Below are 18,433 nucleotides of genomic sequence, written 5' to 3' on the forward strand. Positions count from 1 at the left end.
AATAGCGTAGCACGAAAGTGCTCCTTATCAACAGATAAAAAGTTTTTATAGATAGAAAACCTAATCTTTATTTACCTAAAACAGAATTCAGGTACTTTATACACTTTTAGTCATAATCCATCTCTGACTACCCGACGATTGCAGATGAAAATCAATTTCATATACTCGAGATAATAATTCCGGCACCATGACATCAAGCGTAGAACCTTTTGCTATCAGGCGGCCCGCTTGCAATAGCCAAACTTCATCTGCCTGTTGCAAGGTATGATTAAGATCGTGCGCACAAATCATGACACTACGGCCACTGTGGCAAAACTCACGCAACAAATGATCAAGTGCCGCTTTTTGAGCTACATCCAAGCTATTTGTCGGTTCATCAAGCAATAGTAACTGACTTTGCGGATTCACCGTCGGCCATACCTGCAACAAAACAGCAGCTAACCGTACCCGTTGCCACTCACCTCCAGATAGCTTACTCAACATACGTGACAATTTATCCGTAAGTTTCAGGCGTCGACACAGGTAAGTAATGGTGCTTTCCAACACGCTTTCTCCACACCCTACGGGGCGGTGTAGGGCCAGATACTGAAATACAGGCATCAATGACATCGCGGACTGTTGCTGGCTGAGATAGGCTCGACGCTTTGCTAACTCCATACCTGAATAGTCGCCAAGCAGTTTCTCAGATAAACGGATTTCACCAAGCCCTGGCAGTATTCCTGCCACTCTCGCCAGCAGTGTGCTCTTACCTGCACCGTTAGGACCAATCAGGTGGACCTGTACACCAGCAGCAACTTGCCCTGAAAGGGGTTCTAAGCGCCCTTTAACGCCAACCTGACAGAGTTGCAGCATGATTCTCTAAACTCCGTTACTTAGCCAGGGCCAATCTGATAGCTTCGGACAAGATGGGGTCTTCCGGCGTCATATCCGGAGAGAAACGCTGTATCACCTGCCCATCGCGGCCAATCAAGAATTTCTCAAAGTTCCATAAGATATCACCAACTTGCTTTGGCGCACGATCTTTGCTTTTCATTCGTTCAAAAAATACGCTTCCAGCAGGTTCTACAGCCTGCGGTTGCGCCGCAATAAGTGCCTGATAAAGCGCATGACGGTTGGGACCATTCACTTCAATTTTAGCGAACATCGGAAACTTGACGCCAAAGGTGCCACGGCAGAATGCCAGTATTTCCTCGTTGGTGCCGGGCTCCTGGCCGAGAAACTCATTGGATGGAAAACCCAACACTTCAAAACCTTGCTCATGCCACGTTTCATAAAGCTTTTCCAAACCTTCGTACTGCTTGGTCAGGCCACATTCCGACGCAACATTCACTACCAACAACACCTTACCCATGTAAGTTTCAAGGGTGATGGCCTGGTTTTCAATGGTTTTCAATGGAATGGTATAGATTGATTTGTTCATCAGATTTTATCCTATTAATTTATATGCAGGTAACGACGAAAAATTACAATTCTTTAACACTAAACACGTTGTCACCTTACGCTTTTTGTCCGAGCAAGCAACCAGATAAACAAGGGAGCCCCCATCGTCGCTGTAACTACACCAATAGGTAATTCAGATGAAACAAGCGCAATTCTGGCCACCACATCCGCTACCAGCAAAACACCACCACCAGCCAGCGCACAACCGGGCAATAGGAAACGTTGATTGGTCAACCCCATTAAGCGCAATATATGAGGAACGACCAGCCCGACAAAACCGATAACTCCCGCCAATGCCACACTGCTGCCAACTAGCCAACCAATAGCCAGAACCAGCAAATTGCGCCATAGATGAAGCGACAGCCCTAACTGCCATGCCTGGACTTCACCAAGCGCCATTAAGTTTAATGCTTTACCTTGAAAGCATAACCATAACAACACAGGTAAAAGTATTAGCATCAACCACTTCTGTCGCCAATCTACCCCGCCAAATCCCCCCATCATCCAATACATTAACTGTCGCAGATCGAAGCTGGAGCTGAAATATACCAGCCAAGTCGTGATGGCACTGCACACAATCCCTAATGCAACCCCCACAAGCAGTAGGCGTGCATTGCTCAACAGTCGACGACGGGCAAAACTCAGTAGCAAGCACGTCATCAGTAACGCGCCAAAGATAGCACTCAGACTCATCAAGGCTACAGGTAACAGGCTGTGGCCTAACAATACGGTTAATACCAAGGCAACACCTGCGCCATTTGCTACTCCAAGCAAACCTGGTTCTGCCAATGGGTTTTCAAAGAGTGCTTGCATTACCGCGCCAGCAACCGCCAGGCTCGCTCCAACTAACATTACGGCTAATGCACGCGGCAAGCGGAGTTGCCAGACAAATAACCGTGCCGACTCACTCAACCACTGAGAGGGCCAGAACCACATATCGCCAGCACTCAAACTGAAAACAAACGCGACTATGACGCCCAACAACAGCAACACAATATGCCGTTTATCTCGTTGGTGCTGATTTTGCTGTAATTGAGCGAAGGTCTGACAGGCAGGCATAGTACACAGGTTCCCTGAGGGCCGCAGAATTGCCCTATTCATCGATATCTTGAAGCGAATATTAGGGGGTTAGTGCCAAGAGGGGAAGTGCCGGGACGGATATTAAGGAGGTTAAAGCACGACAGGCACCAGCTACCCTCAAAAATATTTTTGTATAGAGCAGCATGAATGTCTCTTTCTGCCTAAAAACAGCAAAAAAAGAGGCCGCAATGTGATACATCGCGACCATCTTCAAAAGCTCGGCCAATAAACATTGGCCCAATATGGCTTTTTGGGTTTTATACCATTTACTCTTTAGGGCTGGCGTTCTCCACCCGACTTTTCAGCTTCTGTCCCGGACGGAAAGTGACCACACGGCGCGCCGTAATCGGAATGTCCTCACCGGTTTTCGGATTGCGTCCCGGACGTTGGTTTTTGTCTCGTAGATCAAAATTGCCAAAACCAGACAGTTTGACTTGTTCACCGTTCTCCAAAGCTCGACGGACCTCTTCAAAGAACAGCTCTACCAAGTCTTTTGCGTCCCGTTTGCTAAGCCCAAGCTTTTCAAACAGATGTTCTGACATTTCAGCTTTAGTAAGCGCCATAGGTTCAATCCCTCAAGGATGCTTGGAATCGCTGTTTTAGAGCCTCTACACATTTTGATACGGTAGCGGCAATCTCCTCTTCTTCCAGTGTACGGGCGGTATCCTGCAATACCAAACTGATAGCCAGGCTCTTGTAACCCTCTGCTACACCCTTGCCACGGTACACATCAAACAAGTTTACGCCAACTATATGATTTACGCCAACTTTCTTACACTCTGCCAAAATATCTTCTGCTGGGACATTTTCAGCCACGACAACAGCGATATCACGACGGTTTGCAGGGAAGCGTGAAATCTCACGCGCCTGAGGCACAGCGCGGGTTGCGACCTTGTTCCACTCCAGTTCAAAAACTACAGTACGGCCATTAAGATCCAGTTTACGTTCAAGTTCTGGGTGAACAACACCGATGAAACCAACACGTTCACCACACAAGTAAATTCCGGCACTTTGCCCCGGATGCAGTGCCGGATTAGATTCTGATTTGAACTGAATTTCAGATAATCTACCCGTCAGTTCTAATACAGATTCTAGATCCCCTTTCAAATCATAGAAGTCAACGGGCTTTCTCGCCAGATCCCAATGCTCTTCATGAGTATGCCCGGCAATCACCCCCGCCAGCATGACATCCTGCCGAATACCAAGATATGCCTGAGTATCAGGGACAAAGCGCAAACCGCTTTCAAACAGACGTACGCGAGTCTGTTGACGATTCTGGTTATAAACCACTGCGGACAATAAGCCAGTCCATAGCGATAGACGCATGGCAGACATCTCAACCGAGATAGGGCTTGGCAGGATCAAAACGTCTTCGCCTGGATGCAAAAGCGCCTGTACCTTAGGATCAACAAAGCTATAGGTGATCGCTTCCTGAAAACCATGATCAACCAGCATGGTTTTCACGCGTTTCAGTGTTAATTCAACTTCACGATGCTGTGTCATGACCAGATCGGCACGTACCGGTACATCGGGAATATTGTTGTAGCCGTAGACGCGGGCAACCTCTTCTATCAGATCCTCTTCAATTTCCATGTCGAAACGCCAGCTCGGCGCTACCGCCAGCCAGTTATCACCCTGTTCTGTCACTTGGCAACCCAGGCGGCGCAGAATATCGCTCACTTGCGCATGCGGAACTGCATGGCCTATCAGGCGGTCAAGCTTTTCACGACGCAGCGAAATTGTTGCTTGTTTCGGCAGTGAGTTCGCATCAGTTACGTCAATAACAGGTCCTGCGTGGCCGCCACAAATTTCGATCAATAAACGTGTTGCTCGCTCCATGGCCTTATACTGCAAAGCGTGATCCACACCACGCTCATAGCGATGGGATGCGTCCGTGTGCAATCCATGACGACGGGCGCGTCCAGCGATGGACAATGGGCTGAAGAAAGCACATTCCAGCAGTACATCCTGCGTATCAGCATTCACGCCAGACTGCTCACCGCCAAAAATGCCCCCCATTGCCAAGGCTTTCTGGTGGTCGGCAATAACCAGGGTATCTGCGTTCAATTTGGCTTCATTGCCATCCAACAAACGTAATGTTTCTCCGTCGTTGGCCATCCGAACCACAATACCGCCTTCAATACGGTTCAAATCGAAGGCATGCATAGGTTGACCAAGCTCCAACAACACGTAGTTGGTGACATCAACCACTGCATCAATAGAACGGAGGCCACAACGACGCAGCTTTTCACGCATCCAGAGAGGTGACGGAGCCTTCACGTTAATACCTTTAACGATACGCCCCAGGTAGCGTGGGCACGCATTTGGCGCTTCAACACGAATAGCCAAGGTATCGGCGATCGTTACCGCTACCGGGCTCATATCAGGTTCATTGAGCGGTAACTTGTTCAGCACGGCAACATCACGCGCTACACCAATGATGCCCAAACAATCAGCACGGTTTGGCGTGACACTGATTTCGATTGTATTGTCATTAAGCTTCAAATATTCACGAATGTCGGTACCGATAGGCGCGTCTTCCGGCAGTTCTATAATGCCGTTGTGATCATCTGATATTGCCAGTTCGGAAAACGAACACAGCATGCCTTCAGAAGGCTCTCCGCGCAATTTGGCAGCTTTGATTTTAAAATCACCTGGTAACACTGCACCTACCGTCGCAACCGCAACTTTAAGACCGGTGCAGCAGTTCGGCGCGCCACAAACGATGTCCAGCAGCCTTTCACCACCGACATCCACTTTTGTTACGCGCAACTTGTCAGCATTGGGGTGTTGCCCACACTCCACTACGTGGCCTACTACCACACCGTGAAAGTCGCCAGATACTGATTCAACACCGTCTACTTCCAGGCCGGCCATGGTGATTTGTTCTGATAATGCCTCACTGCTGATGGCCGGGTTTACCCACTCGCGCAACCAGAGTTCACTGAATTTCATGTGATATTCCCGCCTTACTTAAACTGTTTGAGGAAACGCAAATCGTTTTCGAAGAACGCACGCAGATCGGTGACACCGTAACGCAGCATTGTCAGACGCTCCATCCCCATACCGAAAGCAAAGCCAGAATAGACTTCAGGGTCAATTCCTACGTTGCGCAATACATTCGGATGCACCATGCCGCAGCCCAACACTTCCAGCCACTTACCATTTTTGCCCATGACGTCTACTTCAGCGGAAGGCTCAGTAAATGGGAAATAGGAAGGACGGAAACGCACCTGCAAATCCTCTTCAAAGAAGTTGTTCAGGAAATCATGCAGCGTGCCTTTCAGGTTGGTAAAGCTGATGTCTTTATCAACAATCAGTCCCTCCATCTGGTGAAACATTGGGGTGTGCGTTTGATCGTAATCATTGCGATACACCCGGCCAGGCGCGATAACACGGATCGGCGGCGGCTGGTTCTTCATGGTACGGATCTGCACCCCAGAAGTCTGAGTACGCAGCAGACGTGTTGCATCAAACCAGAAGGTATCATGATCGGCACGTGCCGGGTGGTGCCCTGGAATATTCAAAGCGTCGAAGTTATGGTAATCGTCTTCAATTTCAGGACCAGTTTCTACCGAAAAACCCAGTTCGCCGAAGAAAGTTTCAATACGATCTATAGTACGTGTAACTGGATGCAAGCCACCATTCTCTAATCGACGCCCTGGCAGTGAGACATCAATGGTCTCAGCAGCAAGACGTGCGTTCAGGAGCGCAGACTCCAACGCATTCTTACGCGCGTTCAGTGCTTCCTGAACTTCTTGCTTCGCCTGGTTAATCACAGCACCTGCAGCCGGACGTTCTTCTGCAGGTACTTCACGCAGTGACTGCATCTGCAAGGTAAAATGGCCTTTCTTGCCTAAATATTCGACGCGTACTAAATCCAACGCGGCAACATCTTGGGCATCTTCTATGGCGGCCTTGGCACTGGCAACCAGTTCTGCGAGATGTGACATTGCTTTCCCCTTCCTCTGGCCGGTACGGCCCTAAGTAATGATTAGGTAATTTATTTTCTATGGCCTTGGCTCATACCCACAGGACTTCAAGTTACAGACAGCAAGTGGGCAATCCCCCGGGAGCTTAGATAGCAAGTGACCGAGGCGAATATACGCAGCTAACACAGTTGTAGCTTCAAAGACAAAGGGCATGACCAAAAACAAAAAAGCCTCCACGATGGGAGGCTTAGGCGCAACTTTCCGTTTCTTTTCTTACGCGCAAAGCCTCCTGAAATCAGGCGCTAAAGTAAAAAAAGAAACGGGAAATAGCAGCGTGCATGTTTGCATTACCTTACCGATTTAGTGACTATCAGTGTTACTGCGTAAGCCAATCAAAGTCAATATATCTATCTAAAACAATGAGTAAAAGAGGGAGCAAGCCCCCTCTTCTGACTTTCTTACGCCAGAGCTGCTTTCGCTTTTTCAACCAGTGCGCCAAAGGCCACTTTGTCGAATACCGCGATATCAGCCAAGATCTTACGATCAATTTCAATAGAGGCTTTTTTCAGGCCATTAATGAACTTGCTGTAAGATAGGCCGTTCTGACGAGCAGCAGCGTTGATACGTGCAATCCACAGCTGACGGAACTGACGCTTACGTTGACGACGGTCACGGTAAGCATACTGTCCTGCTTTGATTACTGCCTGGAAGGCAACACGATAAACGCGCGAACGGGCACCGTAGTAGCCTTTCGCCTGCTTCATAATTTTCTTGTGACGTGCGCGTGCAATTACACCACGTTTTACGCGAGCCATATGCTCTCTCCTAAAGTCTTATTCTTGATTCAAAAAAATATAGCTTATGCGTACGGCAGGCACGCACTAACCAGGACCAGATCGTTTTTAGACACCATGCCTTTCGGACGCAGGTGACGTTTACGCTTGGTTGCTTTTTTGGTCAGAATATGACGCAGGTTGGCATGTTTACGCTTAAAACCACCGCTGCCGGTTTTTTTGAAGCGCTTGGCTGCACCACGTACAGTTTTAATCTTTGGCATTTTAATTAAATCCACTTCGCATTGTTAAACAACGAATCGGTAAGGCGAACAAAACCCGCACAATGCAAGCGCTGTGCGGGTCATATTACTTGGAAGCCTTACTGTTTCTTCTTGGGTGCGAGCACCATAATCATCTGACGGCCTTCAATCTTCGTAGGGAAGGATTCGACCACTGCCAGATCACTATCTTCACACAAATCTTTACGGACGCGATTAAGCACCTCCATACCGATCTGCTGGTGCGCCATTTCACGCCCGCGGAAACGCAGGGTGATCTTGGCTTTATCGCCATCTTCCAGAAAGCGAGTCAGGTTGCGTAGTTTGACCTGATAGTCGCCATCATCGGTACCAGGACGGAATTTGATTTCCTTGACCTGAATAACTTTTTGCTTCTTCTTCTGTTCTTTGGTCGACTTGCTCTTCTCATAGAGGAATTTGCCATAATCCATGATTCGGCAAACTGGCGGTTCGGCATTTGGGCTGATCTCTACTAAATCGACGCCCGCTTCCTCAGCTTTTTCAAGAGCTTCATTCAGACTGACTATGCCAATCTGCTCGCCATCGACGCCGGTCAGGCGAACTTCTTGCGCGCGAATTTCTCTGTTAATGCGATTTGGACGCGCCGGTTGAACTCGTTTTCCGCCTTTAATACTTTATTCCTCCAGTTGATGAAGACTACGGCTGCGGATCTCTTTAAGCAGCTTGTCTACGACTTCGTTTACATCCAGACTTCCCAAGTCTTTGCCGCGGCGAGTACGAACGGCAACTTTGCCTGCTTCGACCTCTTTATCACCGCACACCAGCATGTAGGGAACTCGACGTAAAGTATGTTCGCGAATTTTAAAGCCAATCTTCTCGTTTCTCAAGTCCGCTTTTGCTCTAATTCCTGCATCTTGCAGTTTTTTGGTCAATTGCTGGACATAATCAGACTGACTGTCGGTGATATTCATCACCACTACCTGCACCGGAGCAATCCAGGTTGGGTAGAAACCGGCATATTCTTCGGTAAGAATACCGATAAAACGCTCCATGGAGCCAAGAATCGCACGGTGAATCATCACCGGAACCACGCGTTCGTTGTTTTCGCCGACATACGACGCGCCTAAACGGCCCGGTAAGAAGAAATCGAGTTGCACGGTACCACATTGCCATGCGCGATCCAAACAATCATGCAAGGTAAATTCAATTTTAGGTCCGTAGAACGCTCCCTCACCCGGCTGATATTCAAACGGAATCCCGTTTTCAGTCAGCGCAGCCGCCAGATCGTCTTCAGCCCGAGTCCACATATCATCGGTACCAATGCGCTTCTCGGGACGGGTAGAAAGTTTCACCGCAATCTTTTCAAAGCCAAAAGTACCGTACATGTCGTAAACCATTTTAATGCAGTCGTTTACTTCGGCACGAACCTGATCTTCAGTACAAAAGATATGTGCATCATCCTGGGTAAAGCCACGTACGCGCATCAGGCCATGCAGCGAACCCGATGGTTCATTACGGTGGCAACTGCCGAACTCCCCCATACGAAGCGGCAGGTCACGGTAAGATTTTAGCCCTTGATTGAAGATCTGCACATGACCAGGGCAGTTCATCGGCTTGATGCAGTATTCACGATTTTCCGACGACGTAGTAAACATGGCATCTTTGTAATTTTCCCAGTGCCCGGTTTTTTCCCACAGCACTCGGTCCATCATGAACGGCCCCTTCACTTCCTGATACTGGTACTCTTTGAGCTTCATGCGTACAAAAGCTTCCAGTTCACGGAAAATGGTCCAACCATCGTTGTGCCAGAACACCATACCCGGAGCTTCTTCCTGCATATGGTACAGGTCGAGCTGTTTGCCGATCTTACGGTGGTCACGTTTGGCAGCTTCTTCCAGACGTTGCAAATAAGCATTCAACTGCTTCTTGTCTGCCCAGGCGGTGCCATAGACACGTTGCAACATTTTGTTTTTGCTGTCGCCCCGCCAGTATGCACCTGAGGTTTTTTGCAGTTTGAAATGATGGCAAAAACGCATATTCGGTACATGCGGGCCACGGCACATATCGATGTATTCTTCGTGGTGATACAGTCCGGGACGGTCATCACGACTGACGTTTTCATCCAGAATCGCTACCTTGTAGATTTCACCACGGGCAACAAAGGTATCGCGGGCCTCTTGCCAACTCACTTTTTTCTTGATGACATCATAATCTTTGTCGGCCAATTCATGCATCCGCTTCTCCAGCAGATCCAGATCTTCCTGCGTCAGAGTATGGTCGATGTCAACGTCATAGTAGAAACCGTTATCGATCACCGGGCCAATGGCCATTTTAGTATTCGGCCACAATTGTTTGATCGCATGGCCCAGTAGGTGCGCACAAGAGTGGCGCATGATTTCCAGGCCTTCAACGTCTTTGATGGTGATAATTGCCAATTGAGCATTGGATTCGATTAGATCGCTAGCATCCACCAATTCACCGTTTACACGGCCTGCTATACAGGCTTTGGCTAGGCCAGGGCCAATATCTCGGGCAACATCCATAGCGGAAACGGCATGGTCGTAATGACGCTGACTTCCGTCAGGAAGAGTAATAACAGGCATTCATAATTCCTTATCTACAGTGGTGACCCACACGACAGATCACATGCAGTACAGATATCTTGTTAGTATCAAGTAAACTATGCACCATATCTTGCCCACAATTGCCAGATTGGTACAAAGCTTGTCTTGCCGGTAAATAGCTTGTTAGGCATTGCGAATAGTAACATTAAATTTGTTGAGGATAAATAAAGCACAGGCCGTCTCTTAATCGGTGACATAACGTTTAATGACACTGCCTGCTCGGCGTCTCAGTGCATCTACCTCAGATCAAGACCATAAATTACCTTCAGGCCAAGGAAATAGTAATAATGCAACCCCTTTCGCCACAAAAACAAACGCCCTTATGGCGTATCTATCTAATTTTCTTAGTGCCGATGGTGCTATCTAATTTCTTGCAAGGATTTTCTGGTACGCTCAATGGGATTTACATCGGCCAAATGCTCGGCACACAGGCACTGGCCGCTATATCTGGCATGTTTCCGATTGTTTTTTTCTTTATTTCATTAGTGATTGGTATCGGTGCTGGTGCATCGGTGCTGGTGGGGCAAGCTTGGGGCGCCAATGAACCAGAGAAAGTGAAAACCATTGCCGGTACGGCGCTGATGTTAGGTTTACTGATTGGTTTGCTGACTGCCGTATTTGGTAGCCTGTTTGCACCACAAGCGTTACGGCTGTTGGGAACACCGGCTGACGTGTTTGAAGAAGCCGTTGCTTACGCACGTATTATGATGCTGATTATGCCACTGCTGTTGGTGTTTATTCTTTTCACTCAGCTGTTACGTGGCGTTAGTGACACTGTTTCCCCACTGTTGGCACTCCTATTGTCCACCTTTATCGGCTTGCTGCTTACCCCCGCACTGATCCGTGGCTGGTTGGGCCTAATGCCTATGGGTATACAGAGCGCAGCACTGGCTGGTATGCTCGGTAATATTATGGCAATGCTCTATCTGGCATTACGCCTGCGTCGAAAAAAACATGTATTAGCCCCTGACCGTGTCATGTTTCTCGCCCTGAAGTTAAACGCCGAGGTATTACGCAAAGTTTTACGCATCGGCTTGCCAACTGGCTTACAGATGGTGGTGATTTCGTTATCTGAACTGGTGATCCTAACACTCGTTAACCATCACGGTTCAAATGCAACAGCCGCGTACGGTGCAGTGACACAAATCGTCAATTATGTACAATTCCCTGCACTATCAATTGCCATCACAGCTTCGATCCTTGGTGCTCAGGCTATCGGTGCAGGCCACACAGAACGTATCGCTCCGATCCTGCGCACAGGCCTATTGATAAATTTCTGGCTGACAGGCACCCTGATTATCGCTGTATACTTGCTTTCACACTGGCTATTAAGCCTATTCCTTACTGATTTGCAGGTACTGGCCGACGCTCAACACCTCCTGCATATCATGCTGTGGAGCATGTTGGTATTTGGTTTCCAGGCCATTGTCAGTGGTATCATGCGCGCCAGCGGTGTTGTCCTGGTACCAGTGGCTATCTCTGTTTTATGTATTGCCGCCATTCAGTTACCAGCGGCCTACCTGTTGAGCCAAAGATTTGGTCTGGAAGGTGTATGGATGGCGTTCCCCATCGCTTATCTAGCCATGCTTGCGCTACAGACAGCGTTCTATTGCCTGGTATGGAGACACAGAAAAATTGAGCGTTTGGTCTAGCACTGTTTAAATTACATGTTCTTTATTAAGGTTTTGATTAAACCTGTCGCTCATCATCTTTGTTGGGGTTTGTTTTTATGTCGACTATTTTGCAGTTGTTTCAAGCCATAGGGCTGGGACTGGTTTTACTGCTACCGCTGGCTAATCCACTCACAACCGTGGCGTTATTACTTGGCCTTTCGGGCAATATGACAAGTGAAGAACGCAATAAACAATCATTGATGGCGTCAGTCTACGTGTTCGCTATCATGACAGTGGCTTTCTACGCCGGCCAGTTAGTGATGAAAACCTTCGGCATTTCCATTCCTGGCTTGCGCATCGCCGGTGGGTTAATTGTCGCCTTTATCGGTTTTCGCATGCTGTTCCCGCAACAAAGTACCGATGAACTACCTGAAGTAGAAAGCAAAAGTCGAGAGCTGCGCAAAAAAACCTCTGCCAATATCGCCTTTGTTCCCTTGGCTATGCCGAGTACTGCTGGGCCAGGTACCATCGCCATGATTATCAGTTCGGCATCCAGCATTAAAGAAAATATGTTGGGCTTTACGCATTGGGTTTTACTGGTCGCGCCTGTGGCGACATTCTTCGCCATATCAATCATTCTCTGGGTGTGTTTACGCAGTTCTACAGGGATCATGAAGCTGGTTGGCAGAAGCGGCATCGAGGCGATATCACGTTTGATGGGGTTTCTGCTGGTCTGTATGGGCGTCCAGTTTATTATCAATGGTGTGTTTGAATTGATCACCACTTATGTTCCGGTCAATTAGCCTTCCCGGCTCCGCAGCCAAGTTTTCCACTGCGGAGCTGCCCTCTTCCTAAAAAGCTCAGTACAAGGCTAAAAACCAGCATTGGACCTATTGTCCAAAGATTCCTGCGGCTTAGTATCATGCACTGGCTGCAGCAACGAAACGGCGTATTTCCGCAATATGCTGTGCACCATAAGCGCATTGCCCAACCTCGATCTTTGGTTTGTTTCGACCATGAAAGTCGCTACCACAGGTAACAAAGACCGAACGATCAACAGCAAACTCATACAGTTGACTGGCCAAGGCGGGCGAGTGATAACTTGAGAAGACCTCTACGCCCATCACCCCCGCTTTTAAAATATCATTAATCACCTGCGTGTGGCCCTGTTTAATATTAGCGCCAATGTGTGCCAATACGGGTATGCCACCATTATGGCGGATCACATCAACCGTATCGCTCATTGCAGGATAAGTGACTGGCATGTAGCACACCTTTCCAGGACCAAAGAAGTCCCAGTAAAAGTTGATTAATGGCATATCTGATCTGTTACCACCAGCGCGGTATGGAATCAATAATGGATGATCGTGATTACGCTCATCTTCAAGTATCACTTCGCCCATCTGTTCTTCTTGTGGAATGGCGCCGGCGCACACCTGTTCCAAACGTTGTTCATCAAGGTAAAAGTTAAGCCCTCGCAACTTTTCAAATTTTCTAGGCGTCAGCTCACGTTGGATCGCGCTGAAGTTATTGTGGATATCAACAAAATCATCACTGGGCTTGAAGCCATAACCAAGCAGGTGGTAATTACGTTCACCAAAGGTGCAGTCAATCTCAATGCCAGACAATACATTTAAACTGGACGATGCCAGCGCCTTGGCTTCAGGCACAGAATGGGCATTGTTATGATCCGTTACTGCCAGCGTATCAATACCATTCGCCTTACAGCGTGCAATAAGGACCTCAACCGGAAAATCCGCGTCATCGCTGTAGTTGGAGTGCATATGCAGGTCAATTTTTTCCATTGGAAATATCCTTTTGAAAACGCACGGTGATTAAATCCAGATGAATGCTGAGGGTGAGATCTTATCGTCTCATGAACCCCTCTGTTATCGGTGCTCAATGAAGATAAGAATTTGACTGTCGCTATCGAGCTGTGGACCTGCGCTTTGCGAAAAGCACAGCCGCATTCTGTACCTAAAAAAGAAAACCGGCATTCAGAGCCGGTTTCAGTGAATTTGTTGCTATTCGAGCATCGCTTGATAAGCTGTGGTGACTTTCCACAAGTAACGCGGTGCTTGCGGAGCCGGATGTTTCTTTTGAATATGCTGATAAAATTCATCCGGGCTCATCTGGTTAATTCGGTTGACTGCCACGCGTTTATCCGGTGAGAAGGTTCGCAACATAGCGCCTGCGCCATTAACGTAAGAAACAATAGTGGCATAGCGTAATGTTTGTGGATTGGAGATCCCGGCTAACTGCTGCCTTTGAAGAATATTGATATAGGCTGTTCCTAAATCAATATTAACCGCCGGATCTTTCAACTCACGTGAACTTGGCTGGCCGTTTTTTCCCTTCATACGGTAAGCATCTCGCCCAGCAGTGGAGGGTTTTAATTGCATTAATCCCACCGCATTCGACGTACTAACAACATTGGGGTTAAACCCGGACTCTACCTGAATAATCGCTTTGATCAGATTTTCATCAACACCATAACTGTTGGCAGCATTGCGGATATAGTCGCTATAGGCAACAGGTGTTCCGGTACGATTGCTTGGTATTTTTGATGGAGGTTTCAACCAACCACCTGACGTACCATTAACTACTACATTATCACTTGTTTGCGGTTTCTCAGCGCAACCAGCCAACAGGATAAATGCCGTTAGGCAACCTATTTTTATTTTCACAGAATCCCTCACTCCTAAGTCTCTGAGCCGCGCAGCATGTACAACTTGTAAGGATGCCTGCCATAACTTTTTTACCTTCTTTTCAGGCTATCCATATACCAAGATGTGATTTATGAGTCAACCTCCATCCACCGTTGAGCTGGCGACTTAATGCTAATACCCCCCATCAAGGGTTTTTCAAATCGGTTCTGGAACAATTTATTGCTTAATTGCCACCTATCGGCAACTTAGAGTTGCTTGACATATATAAAAAACTTCTCAAAACCTTACGCGAATCTCTTTGGGAAAATTACCGAAATGCAGAAAGCGTTCTACAGTAACTAAATTAAGCAGTTAAGTTACATACTGATACGTAAAATGCTATAACTCTCCCAGCAGTATTTTTTGACAAAAAATAACCCTCTTCCAGAAGTTATTGACGCTTGACTTCGCCACTTACGATATTGATAATGATTCTCATTTAAGGGGAAAAACGTCACAATGCCAATGAAAAGTATTTTATTTCATAATTTTACATCAACCTTTCTTCGTCCCTTTGCTTTGTGTTGCCTGCTGCTAAGCACTTTTGCCACTCCCCAACTGACAATGGCAAAAGAAAAGCTGCGCGTAGTGACCACCTTTACAATTATTCAAGATATCGCTCAAAACGTGGCGGGTGATGCCGCAGTCGTAGAATCTATCACCAAGCCGGGTGCTGAAATCCACGACTATCAACCCACGCCGCGAGATATCGTAAAAGCGCAACATGCCGACCTGATTTTATGGAACGGAATGAATCTGGAACGCTGGTTCCAACGTTTCTTTGAAAATATAAAACAAGTCCCCGCAGCCGTTGTCACTGAAGGCATTGTTCCGATGCCAATCCATGAAGGCCCCTATAACGCTAACCCTAACCCTCACGCATGGATGTCACCGACCAATGCTCTAATTTATATAGAGAATATTCGCAAGGCACTGGTTCAGTATGATCCTGTCAATGAAGAAACTTATAATCAGAATGCCAAAGCCTACGCTAAAAAAATTGCTGCGCTGGATGCCCCACTTCGCGCACGTTTAGCACGCATTCCAGAAAACCAACGCTGGTTAGTCACCAGCGAGGGAGCCTTCAGTTATCTGGCTAAAGACTATCAGTTAAAAGAAGTTTACCTTTGGCCAATCAACGCTGATGAGCAGGGTTCGCCTCAACAAGTGCGTCGTGTCATTGATACTGTTCGAGCCAACCATATTCCGGTCGTATTCAGTGAAAGCACTATCTCGGATAAACCTGCAAAGCAAGTAGCAAAAGAAACCGGTGCTCAGTACGGTGGCATCCTATATGTCGACTCACTGTCTGCTCCAGACGGGCCAGTGCCAACCTATGTCGACCTGCTTAATGCCACAGTACAAACTATCGCTAAGGGATTTAATCAATGAGCATAGAGGCTTTTATCCGCCCAGAACTCAGCGTAGAGGACGTCACTGTAACCTATAACAATGGCCATACGGCGATCCATAATGCCAGCTTTGCGCTTAGTGGCGGCTCAATTTGTGCCTTGGTTGGTGTGAACGGCAGCGGCAAATCTACTCTGTTCAAAAGCATCATGGGATTAGTGAGGCCAACTTCAGGAAAGGTGCGTTTGAATGAACAACCCGTTGTCGATGCACTGAAAAAAAATGTCATAGCCTATGTACCGCAGACTGAAGATGTTGACTGGAATTTTCCGGTATTAGTAGAAGATGTGGTAATGATGGGCCGTTACGGCAAGATGAATTTCCTGCGAATACCAAAAAAAGAGGATCGTTTGCGGGTTGACAAAGCCCTGGAACGTGTTGGTCTGAATGAGTTGCGCAAACGGCAGATTGGTGAACTTTCCGGTGGACAGAAGAAACGTGTTTTCCTGGCACGCGCTTTGGCCCAGCAAGGCACCGTCTTACTCCTTGATGAGCCTTTTACCGGTGTTGATGTCAAAACCGAAAACGCCATTATCGAGCTGTTACGCTCCTTGCGCGATGAAGGCCATCTCATTTTAGTCTCAACCCACAACCTTGGCAGCGTACCAGAATTCTGTGATCGGGTTATCCTGATTAATCGAACGGTACTCGCCACCGGACCTATTGAAACCACCTTTACGCAAAGCAATCTAGAGCTGGCCTTTGGTGGCGTTTTGCGTCATATCAACCTTTCCGCTACCGATCTGCACGACGATAACGATCCTCGCACGGTGACGGTACTCACCGACGATGAACGTCCCGCAGTGTTTTACGGGCATACTAAAAGCGACCCTCCCGCACAGAGCCAGCAAAAGGAGAAAAAACCTGATGCTTGAGCTTCTGCTGCAACCTTTTACTTATAACTATATGGTCAAAGCTATATGGGTTAGCGCTATCGTAGGTGCAACCTGTGCTTTTCTTTCAGCCTATCTGATGCTGAAAGGATGGTCGTTGATGGGGGATGCGCTTTCCCACTCTGTTGTACCTGGTGTCGCAGGCGCTTATGCGCTCGGTTTACCTTACGCTGCGGGAGCATTTTTTACCGGTATGCTGGCAGCTTTGGCGATGACGCTGGTTCGTCACATCACCCGCCTACGCGAAGACGCGATTATCGGGTTCATTTTCTCTACTTTCTTCGCTGTCGGGTTACTGATCATTTCACTTAACCCTACCTCGGTAAACGTACAGTCGATTATTTTTGGCAATATTCTCGGTATCGCTGACGAGGACGTACTGCAGGTTGAGATAATTATTGGTGTTTCATTAGTGGTCCTCTTTCTGGTGTGGAAAGATCTGTTGGCAGTATTTTTTGACGAAAGCCATGCGGTGTCGATAGGCCTTTCACCGCTAAAATTGAAGATTCTGTTTTTTACCCTGCTCAGTGCCTGTACCGTTGCCGCGCTGCAGACTGTCGGAGCAATTTTAGTGATCGCCATGGTTATCACTCCCGGTGCCACCGCTTATTTGCTAACAGACCGTTTTAGTCGGCTAGTCCTTATCGCCATTGCGATTGGTGCAATGACGAGCGGTATTGGAGCCTATCTGAGTTTCTTCCTTGATGGCGCAACCGGTGGCGTGATTGTAACGTTACAAACGTTGGTCTTTTTAGTTGCTTTTCTGTTTGCCCCCAAACACGGGCTATTTGCAGCTAGGCGTCGTGCAGCAAGCGCTAATCCTGCAGGGAGTAACTGATGGGGATCCTTTATCAATGGTTTTCTGAGCCGTTTGCTTATCCATTTATGCAACGGGCGATCATCGCAGCGATCGTCACAGGCGTGGTATGTGCCATCTTGTCCTGCTATCTGGTGCTGAAAGGCTGGTCACTAATGGGGGATGCTATCTCACACGCCGTTCTACCCGGGATTGTTCTGGCCTTTATACTGGGAATTCCACTGGCAATTGGCGCATTCGTTTCCGGTATTTTTTGTGCTGTCGCAACGGGTTACCTGAAAGAAAATAGCCGAGTAAAAGAAGATACGGTCATGGGGATCGTGTTTTCCGGTATGTTTGCTTTTGGACTGGTGCTATTTGCCCGCATAGACACCGACCAGCACCTTAGCCACATTCTGTTCGGTAACATGCTGGGTATCACCAATGATGAATTGAAACAGACGCTCTGGATTGCCGGCATCACATTGGCAATCGTGATAACCAAGCGCAAAGACCTGATGCTTTACTGTTTTGATGCCAGTCATGCGCGAGTTATTGGCTTGCCGGTAAAATTGCTGCATTACGGCTTACTGTGTTTATTGGCATTAACCATTGTGGCTTCATTACAAGCTGTAGGGGTGATCTTGGTGATCGCAATGCTGATCGCGCCAGGGATTATTGCCTTTATGCTATGCCGCACCTTTGAGCGTATGCTGATCGTTGCAACCTTGGTTTCCGTCTTTTCCTCAGTTCTGGGAACGTTAATCAGTTTCCATATCGATGGTGCAACCGGCCCATGTATCGTAATCGTTCAGGCGTTCCTGTTTGTAGCCACCCTGCTCTACACTCATTTTAAGCCATTCCAGGCCACCCTCGCCAAAGATCAATAACCTTTCGCCCG

The 18,433-nt window shown here is 47.8% G+C and carries 19 protein-coding genes and 1 other annotated feature; of the genes, 6 read left to right on the forward strand and 13 right to left on the reverse strand.

Annotation, left to right across the window (positions count from 1 at the left end; translation table 11 throughout):
- Positions 1–96: 96 nt before the first annotated feature.
- The 11 genes from btuD to thrS all read right to left on the reverse strand — a co-directional run bounded on the left by btuD (position 97) and on the right by thrS (position 10,091).
- The gene (gene btuD, locus OK023_RS09225) at positions 97–852 is read right to left on the reverse strand and encodes a vitamin B12 ABC transporter ATP-binding protein BtuD (protein ID WP_317697259.1); all 756 of its coding nucleotides are present in this window, start codon (positions 850–852) and stop codon (positions 97–99) included.
- Between the two features lie 16 nt (positions 853–868).
- A complete protein-coding gene (locus OK023_RS09230) occupies positions 869–1,420 on the reverse strand; it encodes a glutathione peroxidase (protein WP_317697262.1) in 552 nt (183 codons plus the stop codon).
- Between the two features lie 71 nt (positions 1,421–1,491).
- Entirely contained in the window at positions 1,492–2,499 is a 1,008-nt protein-coding gene (gene btuC, locus OK023_RS09235) for a vitamin B12 ABC transporter permease BtuC (RefSeq protein WP_317697265.1), read from the reverse strand.
- Between the two features lie 287 nt (positions 2,500–2,786).
- The gene (gene ihfA / locus OK023_RS09240) at positions 2,787–3,083 is read right to left on the reverse strand and encodes an integration host factor subunit alpha (protein ID WP_004943604.1); all 297 of its coding nucleotides are present in this window, start codon (positions 3,081–3,083) and stop codon (positions 2,787–2,789) included.
- A 4-nt stretch (positions 3,084–3,087) separates the two neighbouring features.
- Entirely contained in the window at positions 3,088–5,475 is a 2,388-nt protein-coding gene (gene pheT / locus OK023_RS09245) for a phenylalanine--tRNA ligase subunit beta (protein ID WP_317697274.1), read from the reverse strand.
- A gap of 14 nt (positions 5,476–5,489) precedes the next feature.
- On the reverse strand, positions 5,490–6,473 hold the full coding sequence (pheS, locus tag OK023_RS09250) for a phenylalanine--tRNA ligase subunit alpha (protein WP_317697276.1): 984 nt from the start codon (positions 6,471–6,473) through the stop codon (positions 5,490–5,492).
- A 199-nt stretch (positions 6,474–6,672) separates the two neighbouring features.
- Positions 6,673–6,798, reverse strand: a sequence feature (Phe leader region).
- Positions 6,748–6,792: a pheST operon leader peptide PheM gene (gene pheM, locus OK023_RS09255; protein WP_317697611.1), complete on the reverse strand. Its 45-nt coding sequence runs from the start codon at positions 6,790–6,792 to the stop codon at positions 6,748–6,750. (Overlaps the previous feature by 45 nt.)
- A 112-nt stretch (positions 6,799–6,910) precedes the next feature.
- Positions 6,911–7,267 carry a 50S ribosomal protein L20 gene (gene rplT, locus OK023_RS09260; RefSeq protein ID WP_004931417.1) on the reverse strand — a complete coding sequence of 119 codons (357 nt, stop codon included), beginning with the start codon at positions 7,265–7,267 and terminating at the stop codon, positions 6,911–6,913.
- Between the two features lie 44 nt (positions 7,268–7,311).
- Complete coding sequence (rpmI, locus tag OK023_RS09265) at positions 7,312–7,509, reverse strand: 50S ribosomal protein L35 (protein ID WP_037399812.1); 198 nt, start codon at positions 7,507–7,509, stop codon at positions 7,312–7,314.
- A gap of 98 nt (positions 7,510–7,607) precedes the next feature.
- Positions 7,608–8,159 (reverse strand): translation initiation factor IF-3, encoded by a 552-nt coding sequence (infC, locus tag OK023_RS09270; protein ID WP_317697613.1) that lies wholly within the window; start codon positions 8,157–8,159, stop codon positions 7,608–7,610.
- A gap of 3 nt (positions 8,160–8,162) precedes the next feature.
- Positions 8,163–10,091, reverse strand: coding sequence for a threonine--tRNA ligase (gene thrS / locus OK023_RS09275; protein ID WP_317697281.1), 1,929 nt, complete (start codon positions 10,089–10,091; stop codon positions 8,163–8,165).
- Positions 10,092–10,399: 308 nt separating this feature from the next.
- Between thrS and OK023_RS09280 the strand changes: the two genes are divergently transcribed.
- Together OK023_RS09280 and OK023_RS09285 are read left to right on the forward strand one after the other, a co-directional pair.
- Complete coding sequence (locus OK023_RS09280) at positions 10,400–11,764, forward strand: MATE family efflux transporter (protein WP_317697284.1); 1,365 nt, start codon at positions 10,400–10,402, stop codon at positions 11,762–11,764.
- Between the two features lie 77 nt (positions 11,765–11,841).
- A complete protein-coding gene (locus OK023_RS09285) occupies positions 11,842–12,528 on the forward strand; it encodes a MarC family NAAT transporter (protein WP_317697287.1) in 687 nt (228 codons plus the stop codon).
- Positions 12,529–12,645: 117 nt separating this feature from the next.
- On the opposite strand, the gene OK023_RS09290 is transcribed toward OK023_RS09285, so the two are convergent.
- Entirely contained in the window at positions 12,646–13,530 is an 885-nt protein-coding gene (locus OK023_RS09290) for a PHP domain-containing protein (RefSeq protein ID WP_317697290.1), read from the reverse strand.
- Positions 13,531–13,749: 219 nt separating this feature from the next.
- Positions 13,750–14,412, reverse strand: a complete 663-nt coding sequence (locus OK023_RS09295; protein WP_317697293.1) for a transglycosylase SLT domain-containing protein — start codon at positions 14,410–14,412, stop codon at positions 13,750–13,752.
- 480 nt (positions 14,413–14,892) lie between these two features.
- Between OK023_RS09295 and OK023_RS09300 the strand changes: the two genes are divergently transcribed.
- The 4 genes from OK023_RS09300 to OK023_RS09315 are packed head-to-tail and all read left to right on the forward strand — an operon-like array spanning position 14,893 to position 18,422.
- On the forward strand, positions 14,893–15,825 hold the full coding sequence (locus OK023_RS09300; protein WP_317697295.1) for a metal ABC transporter substrate-binding protein: 933 nt from the start codon (positions 14,893–14,895) through the stop codon (positions 15,823–15,825).
- Positions 15,822–16,718 carry a manganese/iron ABC transporter ATP-binding protein gene (locus OK023_RS09305; RefSeq protein ID WP_317697297.1) on the forward strand — a complete coding sequence of 299 codons (897 nt, stop codon included), beginning with the start codon at positions 15,822–15,824 and terminating at the stop codon, positions 16,716–16,718. Before OK023_RS09300 ends, OK023_RS09305 begins: the two co-directional genes overlap by 4 nt.
- Complete coding sequence (yfeC, locus tag OK023_RS09310) at positions 16,711–17,574, forward strand: iron/manganese ABC transporter permease subunit YfeC (RefSeq protein WP_317697299.1); 864 nt, start codon at positions 16,711–16,713, stop codon at positions 17,572–17,574. Before OK023_RS09305 ends, yfeC begins: the two co-directional genes overlap by 8 nt.
- Positions 17,574–18,422 carry a metal ABC transporter permease gene (locus tag OK023_RS09315; protein WP_411569401.1) on the forward strand — a complete coding sequence of 283 codons (849 nt, stop codon included), beginning with the start codon at positions 17,574–17,576 and terminating at the stop codon, positions 18,420–18,422. Before yfeC ends, OK023_RS09315 begins: the two co-directional genes overlap by 1 nt.
- Positions 18,423–18,433 lie beyond the last annotated feature (11 nt).

Source organism: Serratia sp. UGAL515B_01 (assembly GCF_033095805.1).
Taxonomy (GTDB): Bacteria; Pseudomonadota; Gammaproteobacteria; order Enterobacterales; family Enterobacteriaceae; genus Chania.

Coding starts and splice junctions, on each gene's coding strand:
- btuD (WP_317697259.1), bottom strand. CDS start 852: ATGCTGCAACTCTGTCAGGTTGGCGTTAAAGGGCGCTTAGAACCCCTT.
- OK023_RS09230 (WP_317697262.1), bottom strand. CDS start 1,420: ATGAACAAATCAATCTATACCATTCCATTGAAAACCATTGAAAACCAG.
- btuC (WP_317697265.1), bottom strand. CDS start 2,499: ATGCCTGCCTGTCAGACCTTCGCTCAATTACAGCAAAATCAGCACCAA.
- ihfA (WP_004943604.1), bottom strand. CDS start 3,083: ATGGCGCTTACTAAAGCTGAAATGTCAGAACATCTGTTTGAAAAGCTT.
- pheT (WP_317697274.1), bottom strand. CDS start 5,475: ATGAAATTCAGTGAACTCTGGTTGCGCGAGTGGGTAAACCCGGCCATC.
- pheS (WP_317697276.1), bottom strand. CDS start 6,473: ATGTCACATCTCGCAGAACTGGTTGCCAGTGCCAAGGCCGCCATAGAA.
- rplT (WP_004931417.1), bottom strand. CDS start 7,267: ATGGCTCGCGTAAAACGTGGTGTAATTGCACGCGCACGTCACAAGAAA.
- rpmI (WP_037399812.1), bottom strand. CDS start 7,509: ATGCCAAAGATTAAAACTGTACGTGGTGCAGCCAAGCGCTTCAAAAAA.
- thrS (WP_317697281.1), bottom strand. CDS start 10,091: ATGCCTGTTATTACTCTTCCTGACGGAAGTCAGCGTCATTACGACCAT.
- OK023_RS09280 (WP_317697284.1), top strand. CDS start 10,400: ATGCAACCCCTTTCGCCACAAAAACAAACGCCCTTATGGCGTATCTAT.
- OK023_RS09285 (WP_317697287.1), top strand. CDS start 11,842: ATGTCGACTATTTTGCAGTTGTTTCAAGCCATAGGGCTGGGACTGGTT.
- OK023_RS09290 (WP_317697290.1), bottom strand. CDS start 13,530: ATGGAAAAAATTGACCTGCATATGCACTCCAACTACAGCGATGACGCG.
- OK023_RS09300 (WP_317697295.1), top strand. CDS start 14,893: ATGCCAATGAAAAGTATTTTATTTCATAATTTTACATCAACCTTTCTT.
- OK023_RS09305 (WP_317697297.1), top strand. CDS start 15,822: ATGAGCATAGAGGCTTTTATCCGCCCAGAACTCAGCGTAGAGGACGTC.
- yfeC (WP_317697299.1), top strand. CDS start 16,711: ATGCTTGAGCTTCTGCTGCAACCTTTTACTTATAACTATATGGTCAAA.
- OK023_RS09315 (WP_411569401.1), top strand. CDS start 17,574: ATGGGGATCCTTTATCAATGGTTTTCTGAGCCGTTTGCTTATCCATTT.